We start from the raw sequence: 9,706 nt of genomic DNA on the forward strand, positions 1-9,706 counted from the left end.
AAGAAAACTCCCCCTTAGTTTGTTTCAACTAAGTAGCAGTTTATCGGGAGAACATGAACTTTACATGAACTCCTTATGACAAAATGGGGAGATCTATATAAACCTTTGTCCCCGCATTGACTGTACTTTCTATATGCACAGTACCTCCATGTAGCTCTACGATTTGTTTAACTATCGCTAACCCCAATCCAGTCCCTTGCTTCGTTCTAGAAGTGTCTGCTCGATAAAAACGGTCATAGACTTTTGCTAATTGAGCTGCAGTCATACCTATTCCATTATCCTCAACAAGGATTTCAAGCGAAGCAGGTTTTTGCTGTAAATATAGATGTATTTGACCTCCCTGGATATTGTACTTAATCGCATTTGTCAGCAAGTTGTCCCAGACATTTTGTAGAAGCCCTGCATCCCCATTAAAAATAACCTGCTCCAGTTTGTATGTGATTTGGAGCTGAGCCTCTTCCATTTGCCAGCGATATTTTCGTACGCTTTCCTTTAACTGTTCATCTAATCGGTAGCGCTCACGTTTGACAATTCGTGTCGATTGGTCAAGCGATGTTAATAACAATAATTGCTTCGTTAAAGTTGATAAGCGTTTAGTTTCTAATTCGATAATGGCTGCATACTCCTGTCGTTCCCTCTCCTTCAGTAAAGGATTTTTTAGTAAGTCAACATATCCTTGAATATTTAATAAAGGGGATTGAAAATCATGCGATACATTACTTATAAACTCCTTACGCACGCGATCATTTTCCTGTAATTTTTCTGTCATTATATTAAAACTAGTAGCCAATTGGCCTAATTCATCATTACGATCAATGTCTAAAACGGTATCAAACTTTTCATGTGCAAGCTGTCGAGTCGCCGCTGTTAGCTTTGTAATGGGACGAATTAATGCCTTCGCAAATAGCAGCATAGCCAGTAAACTCAGTACTATCATCGCAAGCATTAATCCACCAAGCAATGTATGCACCTCCGAAAACAATAAGCGAATATCTGGTCTTATGAACAATGCATAGGACTTATTTTCATACGTAAATGGCACACCGATTGTATTAACCAACTCATTAGCAAAAAAGCCTGTCATAAAAGTTTCTTTTGGGAAATCTCGCATACCATGGTAGACTTCACCGTTTAGAACATGCTCTACAACCGATTCTGATAATGTCTTATCACGATATTCTCCACCAAAGAAGTTTCCTTGTTCTCCAGTTGTTACATATATTTGATAACCAATTTCGCCAAGTGTCATGAAATAACTATTTAAGTCCTCTGGCTTCGCAGTCTCAATATATTGCGCAATCCCCTGTGCGATAATAACGTTTTTTGTATCATTTTTTTCTTTTACAACTTGATGATAATAGGTATTCGTCGCTAAAAAACCAATACACAAGCTCCCAATCATCACTAGCAATGTTGTCATTACAAATTTACTGTATAAAGTTTTCATGACGTTGCCTCTAGCTTATAGCCAACGCCTCGTACCGTGATGATTTCCACAGCCGTATCAAAACGATTTAATCTCTCTCGAACCCGCTTCACATGCGTATTCAATGTTTGTTCGTCTCCATCATAATCATAGCCCCATACTTGCTCCATGATATAGCTCCTTGTAAATACTTGATTAGGTCGTGATGCCAATAAGGCCAGTAATTCAAATTCCTTTAAAGGTAGGATAAGAGTCTCTTCTCCAATAATAACCTCGAAGCTACGACGATCAATGACTAATTGGCCAACTTGGATGGTGATTTGATTTTTCTTATCCATTCTACGTAATATAGCTGCTATACGAAACAATAATTCCTTTGGCTCAAAGGGCTTCACAACATAATCATCTGAGCCAGCTAAAAAACCTCGCTCTTTATCTTCAAGCTCACCCTTTGCTGTTAATAATAAAACAGGGATATCGTAATCTTGTGTTAACGTTTCGGTTAGTGTGAATCCATCCATTCCTGGCATCATCACATCTACAACTGCTAAATCGGGTAAATTCCCGTTAAGTAATGCTAGTGCTTGCTGGGCATTTTCTGCACGTAATACTTGATAGCCTTCTCTTGTTAAATAAATATTTACTAGCTGTAAAATATGTACATCGTCATCGACAACAAGAATTCTCATCTACTTACCTCCAGTCAATATGAAAAAAACCCGCTCACTTGGAACGAATTTTTTATCATAGATCCCTATTATTTTATAACGAAAATATACAAATCAACAGTAATAAGAGAAAGGGTAATCCAATGACAATATATCCTCTTGGATTGGCAAGGTTCATCGTCCAACCTACCCCAAATCGTTTCTCTACAAAAACTGAAGGATCTTGTCGATTCATATAAATTAAACCGCCCTTCCAATAACGATCTTCATCCACATCCATGACCTGTGAATCACTATTTTTTTCGTACCGAACTCTATATTTGCGCTTTTTCACCACATAAATTAAGAGTGAACCAAGCACAACAGCTAAAAATAAAATAAATAGCGGTAGTAGCTTATAGCCTACAGTCATAGCAGGATAGATATTACTAAGTTGCAACACCGTTAATAACACTGTTATAGCATAGCTTACCAATAAAATTTGCCAACTTATATATTTTCGAGTCTTTAGCTGATCCTCCAGCGATTCCTCCTTGCGATTTACCGCTATTTTGATGGCAGAACGTTTTATTGAATCAATAATGCCCCACATCATGAATTGTATCATTAGCATAATAAGGGGCAAAGAAATGGCTGTTAAATACGTCTTGTTTCTCCACGCATCTGCTTCTCCACTTGGTCCCCAATGTACGGCTATATTAGCTGGCATTTTATCGTAATGAAGGATTGTATAAATAATTAAAAATCCTGATATCACTAAAGGCACAGCAAAGAATGACCAAGGAAGCATCTCATCACGGCTTCTTGCTGTGAGATCGACTGCACGCACTTGTTTAATATTAACGCCCCACTGCTCCTGCCTTTTTAGGACTGATATCTTTTGATGATATACCCAGTATAGCCCCATACTCACTGTAAGCATGCTCCATAAACACCCGAGTAAAAATATACCTCGAACGGATTCAGAGGTAAATAAGTTGTAGCTAATAATCATAACGATTAAAAACACAATACCTGTGCCTCCGACTATTTGAGCATAACGTTTTTTCAAATTAGCTAGAGCAGGGTGCTTAATGTTTTGATCGGGCACAGTGACACCGAAAACAATGGTATCACGTACGATAAAAGGAACGATCATTTGTAAAACTAATGTCATGATGTATATAGATATAAAAACACCAAGTAGCATTTGCTACACTCCCTCTGCTGGAATATGCAAGTCTGCGAACACCTTTTTCATCATGTGCTCAATTTGTTCTACTGTTGCGCCGAGCACCATACCTTCTGCCACAACAGGCTTTAAATTCTTTTCAATTTGTCGTAGCTGCTCAGGCGTCAAAGCCCTCTCCTCCGTTGAACGTATAATGGCCCCCGATTTCGCGCGTATAACTATTATTCCTTTAGCCTCTAATTCATGATAGCTTTTATTAACAGTATGCATATTAACACCTAAGTCAGCAGCTAAACTCCGAACAGATGGTAAGGTCTCCCCTTGCTTCATATCACCTCTTGCTATCCCTTCAATGATTTGACGTGTCACTTGTTCATAGATGGGAACTTCCGATTGCGTCTCTATTTGAATAAACATGTTTATCAGCTCCATATTTGTTATATGCTTAGTATAACAAATATTTATTAAATGTACATGAAGTACAAATTATTTATAGTGAGCGCTTAATCGTCTCGATAAAATTTTGCACCAGTAAATTTTGCTTTTCATTCTTCCTCGTACAAATGGAAATTTTATGTTTAACTGGATGTATATCTTTAATAATAACTCTTGCCAATTGACCACTCTCCACATATTCCCTAACTGCAAGAGAGGAAATAAAGTTCGCACCATATCCTGCTATAACGGAACGTATTGTTTCATTAATCCCATTAAATTGTAATGCAATTTTAGGGGGCTCTACTTGGTACGTTTGACATAAGGAAAAAAGATGCTCCCTCATCGAACTCCCTTTCTCTCTCATAATAAATGGCTCCTGAAACATTTCAATTAATGTAATGGTTTGATGAGCATACCTATGATGGGGCGACACTACAAACCATAATTCATCTTCGTATATCTCCTCCCACCATATTTCTTTAGGCCTCTCAGAAATTCCTCCACCATATATGGCAATGTCAGCTTTATAGTGTATAAGCTGCTCGAAGGCATCCTTGGTATTCGTTGTTGTAATCATTAAATTTACATGTTCATTCATAGCCTTAAATGCAGCCGCCCATTTGGGAATTAAAAAATTAGCTGGTAGGTAAGTAGCTACTATATGTAAATCCCCCGCTTTTGCTAGGCGGTAATCTTCTACAAATGATTTTATATGCTGTTCGAGGGCCATAAAATGTTGAGCTTTCTCTGCTAGAGCTTTGCCAAACTCCGTAAGTACGACCCCTCGCCCCTGCTGCTTAAAAAGTTGTACACCTATTTCATGCTCAAATCGTTTAATTTGGCTCGAAACAGCAGGCTGGCTAATACATAATAATTCAGCCGCTTTTGTGAAACTACCAGTAGTAGCAACATGATAAAACAATTTTAAGCCATGAATATTCATCATTTAACCCCTTTCCATAACATTTAGTTATATATAAATAATTATAATATATTTTTTTTATGATTCACTTTATCATACACTCTATATGCAAGCTTGCACTTTTAAACGATATAGAAATGAGGGCTCAATGATGACAGAGTTGAATAGTTGGCATAATGTAGATAATTATTTTACCAATAAGCTACTACCAGAAAACAGCTGTCTTAATGCTGCACTACTAGCTAATAAAGCTGCCGGTATACCTGAAATTGATGTATCCCCCACTCAAGGGAGATTTTTGTATTTACTCACAAAATTGAAAGGAGCCGTTAATGTATTAGAGATTGGCACACTTGGTGGCTATAGCAGTATCTGCTTAGCACAAGCTCTCTCAAAAGAAGGGAAAGTGGTGACTTTAGAAATAAATGAAGACTATGCCTCTGTTGCTCGGCAAAATATTCGACATGCAGGCTTAGAGGAAAAGGTTGAAATTATCGTTGGTCATGCATTGGATACGTTGCCAGATTTGAAAAAAAGAGGGCAATTTTTTGATGTCATTTTTATTGATGCAGATAAGCCCAATAATCCTGAGTATTTGAAGTGGGCATTAAAGCTAGCGAATTCAGGTGCTATTATTATTGCAGACAATGTAGTGCGGAATGGAGCTGTCACAGATATAAATAGTGAGGATGAACGTGTTAGAGGCGTACAGCAATTTATAGATCTGCTAAAATTGGAGCCCCGTATTGAAGCAACAGCTATACAAACGGTTGGCGTCAAGGGCTATGATGGCTTTGTCCTAGCCATAGTCGACTGATATAAGCAAAATCCGCGTAGCTTGAAAAACAGTTACGCGGATTAATTAAAAAAGATGTCTTTTAAGCTCCCCATCTAAGCTTGTAAGACATCTTTTTCCTATAAATTACTTACTTTTATAAGTAGACCCCTTTAATACAATAGTGCTCATCTCTTTAGTAACGGGGGAACAGACCCCGTCACATTTTATTAATAGGAAAGCTGAATGTGCTTTAGTAGATTTACATTTACGCTAATTTTTCATAGCCTGGAAGTGTCAAGAATTCCGCGAATTCATCTTGCGCAATTAAAGATTTAAACAGTTCAGCAGCTTCGTCAAAGCGACCGCAGTTATAGGCTTGTTCCCCAACAGCCTCTTTAATTTTCGTAAGCTCTTCTTCCAGAATTTCAAGGACAAACGCTAAAGTAATACCGCGTCCATCATCTAAAATACCTTTTGGATGTCGAATCCATTGCCACACTTGTGTACGAGAAATTTCTGCTGTTGCAGCATCCTCCATTAAATTGTTAATGGGTGCAGCACCATTACCACGAAGCCATGAAGCAATATATTGTACACCAACACTACAGTTAACACGAAGCCCTTCAAGGGTAATCGTGCCCTCTGGTACAGCTACTAAATCTTCCGCAGTAACGTGTACATCCTCTCGCTTTTTATGAATTTGGTTAGGTGTCGGCATAATGGCATCAAATTGCTCCATTGCTGTTGCCACCATACCTGGATGTGCTACCCAAGTACCATCATGACCTTCTGTTGCTTCACGTCTCTTATCTTCAGCAACCTTTGCAAATGCCAATGCATTCGCCTCATCATCATTTTTAACCGGAATTTGTGCAGCCATTCCACCCATTGCTGGTGCATTACGCTTATGACAAGTTTGAATACATAAAGATGTATAAGCCTTCATGAATGGAACGGTCATTGTAACTTGACCTCGGTCTGGTAAAATGACATCAGCTTGATTACGAAGGCGTTTAATGTAACTGAAAATATAGTCCCAACGTCCACAATTCAGGCCAGCCGAATGTTCACGTAGCTCATATAAAATCTCATCCATTTCAAATGCCGCTAATATAGTTTCGATTAATACAGTTGCTTTTATAGTACCTTGTGGAATGCCAATATAATCTTGCGCAAATACAAAGACATCGTTCCATAATCGAGCTTCTAAATGGCTTTCAAGCTTCGGTAGATAGAAATAAGGTCCTGTTCCTTTTGCCAGTGCATTTTTAGCATTATGGAATAGATACAAACCAAAGTCGAAGAAACTTCCGGAAATCGGTTCACCTTGAACAAGTACGTGCTTTTCAAGCAGATGTAAGCCTCGAGGACGAACTAGTAACACGGCTGTTTCAGCATTTAGCTTATACGTTTTACCATTGGATGCTTGTGTAAATTCAATCGTCTTATTAATAGCATCACGCATATTAATTTGACCACCAATCATATTTTCCCATGTTGGAGAAGAAGCATCCTCAAAGCAAGCCATAAACATCTTTGCTCCAGAGTTTAAAGCATTAATAACCATTTTACGGTCAACCGGCCCTGTAATTTCAACACGCCGATCCTGCAAATCTTGTGGAAGAGGTGCAATTGACCAATCTCCTTCACGAATATGCTTTGTTTCAGGTAAGAAATCTAGTTTCTCTCCCGCATCTAGACGCTTTTGGCGTTTCTGCCGAGCATTCAATAACTCTTTACGGCGAGCATCAAATTTCTCGTGCAGGGCAAGAACAAACTCAAGAGCTTCAGGTGTTAAAATTTCATTTGTTTGCTCATTTTGTTCTCCAACAATTTTAAGCTTACCTGTCGTTGCTTGTTTCATTAGTTGTTTACCCACCTTTGCGATTTTAGTTTTGTCTTCCTCCGCTTTAGGAGGAGCGGAGGAGACGACTCTATGATTATGAATTTAGGAAGACACGCATTTTTTATACGAACTGTTCAGTTTCTGTCGATCCAGCCATTGCCGTTGTTGAAGATGTACCACCTGAAATAACTTGAGAAATTTCATCAAAGTATCCAGTACCTACCTCGCGTTGATGGCGTGTCGCTGTATAGCCTTTAGATTCGGAAGCAAACTCAGCTTGCTGTAGCTTAGAATATGCAGCCATACCATTATCTTTATAATCATGTGCCAACTCAAACATAGAGTGGTTTAATGCATGGAATCCTGCTAAAGTAACAAACTGGAATTTATAACCTAGCTTACCAAGCTCACGCTGATACTCTGCAATTTCCTCTTCTGAAAGATTTGCTTTCCAGTTAAATGAAGGTGAGCAGTTGTATGCAAGCATTTTACCTGGGAATTCCGCATGAATAGCTTCTGCAAATTCACGAGCTTCCTCAAGTGATGGTTTAGAAGTTTCACACCAAATTAAATCAGCGTATGGTGCGTAAGCTAAGCCACGAGCAATTGCTTGTTTGATGCCTGCCTTTGTACGGAAAAAACCTTCAGGAGTACGTTCACCAGTAATAAACTCTGCATCACGTGGGTCGATATCTGAAGTAACCATATCTGCAGCATCAGCATCTGTACGAGCGATTAGAATTGTATCAACACCCATAACGTCAGCTGCTAATCTCGCAGCTACTAAATTACGTACAGCGTTTTGTGTTGGAAGTAAAACTTTACCGCCTAGATGACCACATTTCTTCTCTGAAGCTAACTGATCTTCAAGGTGAACACCAGCTGCCCCTGCTTCCACCATGCCTTTAACAAGCTCAAATACATTAAGAGGTCCTCCGAAACCTGCCTCTGCATCTGCTACAATTGGAGCAAACCAGTCAAATTGATCGACACGTCCTTCAGCATGATCAATTTGATCTGCTCGTTGAAGTGCTTGATTTATTCGTTTAACTACTGCTGGTACAGAATTGGCTGGGTATAGTGATTGATCTGGATACATTTGACCCGAAAGGTTTGCATCCGCAGCTACTTGCCAGCCCGATAGATAGATAGCTTTGAGTCCAGCTTTAACTTGCTGTACTGCCTGATTACCTGTTAATGCACCCAGTGCATTAATAAACGGTTCCTCATGTAATGAATTCCATAGTCGAGTGGCACCTTTTCTTGCCAAAGTTTGTTCAATTACTACAGTACCTTGTAGTTTAACAACCTCTTCAGCCGAATATGTGCGTTCAATACCAGCCCAGCGAGGGTTTTCAGCCCATTGTTTTTCTAAAGCTTGGATTCTTTCTTGACGAGTTGACATATTGAAATTCCACCTTCCCCTTTGTGTACAATATACTCTGTTAAAAAACTTTTAAATAACTGTTCCATAACAGGTTTATTTGTTGTAAATTAATATATAACAGAGTATTTGAATTTTCATTATTTTTTGATAAAAGACCAAATTTCCATGATAAAGCTATTCTTTTCCGCGACGAAATTTGGATGATTATTTACAAACAAGGGGGAAATTCACAATGAGCAATGAGTTAAATTCTTGCACAAAAGATATTTTAGAACAATATATTACAATGTTAAGAGACTGGATTCCTACTGATTCATCCGTTGCAATTGCTGTCGATAATTCTTATATCTTTATTCATCCTAGGCATCATAGTGTCCATTTAGAGGTGGGTCAACAAGTGTTACCTGGAAGTATTGCTGATCAAGTCTTGCGCACACAGAAAAAAACAGAAACAATTTTAGATAATTTGTCATGCGATACACCCTTTTACGGTATCGGCTATCCGATACTCATTCAGGATGAACCAGCTGCTCTAGTAGTCATACTGCCATCTACTTTCACTACTAAAAAGACAGAAGCATTTGAGTTTATAACAGGAAAAAAAGATGAAGAATGGAATCCTGTAGCCATTAATAAAGTATCTCATATTGAAAGTCTTCAAAAAAAGACATGGTTTTATGTAGAGCGTGAACAATTTAAAACAAACATCACCCTTAAAGAACTTCAAATAAGATTGCCATCATACTTTATTCGTATTCATAGATCCTATATCGTAAATATTTATTTTATAAAAAAAATGGCGCGTGATTTGACATCAAACTTTATTATTACATTAATGGATGGTAGTGAGTTACCAGTGAGTCAATCGTATATTAATAACCTGAGAAGTGCGCTTGAGTTTTAAATATATTAGCTGTCTTACTCAAGAGACAGCTTTAATTTTTTTGTTGAAAACGAAAAAAGACCAGAGAAAAGATTCTCTGGTCTTTCTAGTGCCTAGCGACGTCCTACTCTCACAGGGGGAAGCCCCCAACTACCATCGGCGCTAAAGAGCTTAACTTCCGTGTTCG

General features: G+C 38.4%; 9 protein-coding genes and 1 rRNA gene. 2 read left to right on the forward strand and 8 right to left on the reverse strand.

Annotated features, from left to right (window positions below; all coding sequences use genetic code 11):
* Positions 1–73: 73 nt before the first annotated feature.
* From ACP3VS_RS16650 to ACP3VS_RS16670, 5 genes are all read right to left on the reverse strand, one after another.
* Positions 74–1,447, reverse strand: a complete 1,374-nt coding sequence (locus ACP3VS_RS16650; protein WP_198695991.1) for a HAMP domain-containing sensor histidine kinase — start codon at positions 1,445–1,447, stop codon at positions 74–76.
* Complete coding sequence (locus ACP3VS_RS16655; protein WP_012292410.1) at positions 1,444–2,115, reverse strand: response regulator transcription factor; 672 nt, start codon at positions 2,113–2,115, stop codon at positions 1,444–1,446. Before ACP3VS_RS16655 ends, ACP3VS_RS16650 begins: the two co-directional genes overlap by 4 nt.
* 73 nt (positions 2,116–2,188) lie before the next feature.
* The gene (locus ACP3VS_RS16660; RefSeq protein ID WP_031418049.1) at positions 2,189–3,283 is read right to left on the reverse strand and encodes a DUF1648 domain-containing protein; all 1,095 of its coding nucleotides are present in this window, start codon (positions 3,281–3,283) and stop codon (positions 2,189–2,191) included.
* 3 nt (positions 3,284–3,286) lie between these two features.
* Complete coding sequence (locus ACP3VS_RS16665) at positions 3,287–3,682, reverse strand: GntR family transcriptional regulator (protein ID WP_012292408.1); 396 nt, start codon at positions 3,680–3,682, stop codon at positions 3,287–3,289.
* Positions 3,683–3,755: 73 nt separating this feature from the next.
* Positions 3,756–4,646: a LysR family transcriptional regulator gene (locus ACP3VS_RS16670; RefSeq protein WP_031418047.1), complete on the reverse strand. Its 891-nt coding sequence runs from the start codon at positions 4,644–4,646 to the stop codon at positions 3,756–3,758.
* Positions 4,647–4,773: 127 nt separating this feature from the next.
* Between ACP3VS_RS16670 and ACP3VS_RS16675 the strand changes: the two genes are divergently transcribed.
* Complete coding sequence (locus tag ACP3VS_RS16675; protein WP_012292406.1) at positions 4,774–5,442, forward strand: O-methyltransferase; 669 nt, start codon at positions 4,774–4,776, stop codon at positions 5,440–5,442.
* 226 nt (positions 5,443–5,668) lie between these two features.
* On the opposite strand, the gene aceB is transcribed toward ACP3VS_RS16675, so the two are convergent.
* Both aceB and aceA read right to left on the reverse strand, forming a co-directional pair.
* Positions 5,669–7,267: a malate synthase A gene (gene aceB / locus ACP3VS_RS16680; protein ID WP_289450044.1), complete on the reverse strand. Its 1,599-nt coding sequence runs from the start codon at positions 7,265–7,267 to the stop codon at positions 5,669–5,671.
* A 103-nt stretch (positions 7,268–7,370) separates the two neighbouring features.
* Positions 7,371–8,654: an isocitrate lyase gene (aceA, locus tag ACP3VS_RS16685; protein WP_036217981.1), complete on the reverse strand. Its 1,284-nt coding sequence runs from the start codon at positions 8,652–8,654 to the stop codon at positions 7,371–7,373.
* Between the two features lie 214 nt (positions 8,655–8,868).
* Here aceA and ACP3VS_RS16690 point away from each other — a divergent pair, with 214 nt between their 5' ends.
* Positions 8,869–9,540, forward strand: a complete 672-nt coding sequence (locus ACP3VS_RS16690; protein ID WP_426389295.1) for a LytTR family DNA-binding domain-containing protein — start codon at positions 8,869–8,871, stop codon at positions 9,538–9,540.
* 90 nt (positions 9,541–9,630) lie between these two features.
* Here ACP3VS_RS16690 and rrf read toward each other — a convergent pair.
* A 5S ribosomal RNA gene (gene rrf, locus ACP3VS_RS16695) occupies positions 9,631–9,706 on the reverse strand; the annotation flags it as partial.

Source organism: Lysinibacillus sp. VIII_CA, from assembly GCF_049943995.1.
In the GTDB taxonomy this organism is placed as follows: domain Bacteria; phylum Bacillota; class Bacilli; order Bacillales_A; family Planococcaceae; genus Lysinibacillus; species Lysinibacillus pinottii.

What these genes read in the sequence shown, in the direction of transcription:
- ACP3VS_RS16690 (WP_426389295.1), top strand. Translation starts at nt 8,869, where the DNA reads ATGAGCAATGAGTTAAATTCTTGCACAAAAGATATTTTAGAACAATAT.
- ACP3VS_RS16655 (WP_012292410.1), bottom strand. Translation starts at nt 2,115, where the DNA reads ATGAGAATTCTTGTTGTCGATGACGATGTACATATTTTACAGCTAGTA.
- aceB (WP_289450044.1), bottom strand. Translation starts at nt 7,267, where the DNA reads ATGAAACAAGCAACGACAGGTAAGCTTAAAATTGTTGGAGAACAAAAT.
- ACP3VS_RS16660 (WP_031418049.1), bottom strand. Translation starts at nt 3,283, where the DNA reads ATGCTACTTGGTGTTTTTATATCTATATACATCATGACATTAGTTTTA.
- ACP3VS_RS16675 (WP_012292406.1), top strand. Translation starts at nt 4,774, where the DNA reads ATGATGACAGAGTTGAATAGTTGGCATAATGTAGATAATTATTTTACC.
- aceA (WP_036217981.1), bottom strand. Translation starts at nt 8,654, where the DNA reads ATGTCAACTCGTCAAGAAAGAATCCAAGCTTTAGAAAAACAATGGGCT.
- ACP3VS_RS16650 (WP_198695991.1), bottom strand. Translation starts at nt 1,447, where the DNA reads ATGAAAACTTTATACAGTAAATTTGTAATGACAACATTGCTAGTGATG.
- ACP3VS_RS16665 (WP_012292408.1), bottom strand. Translation starts at nt 3,682, where the DNA reads ATGTTTATTCAAATAGAGACGCAATCGGAAGTTCCCATCTATGAACAA.
- ACP3VS_RS16670 (WP_031418047.1), bottom strand. Translation starts at nt 4,646, where the DNA reads ATGAATATTCATGGCTTAAAATTGTTTTATCATGTTGCTACTACTGGT.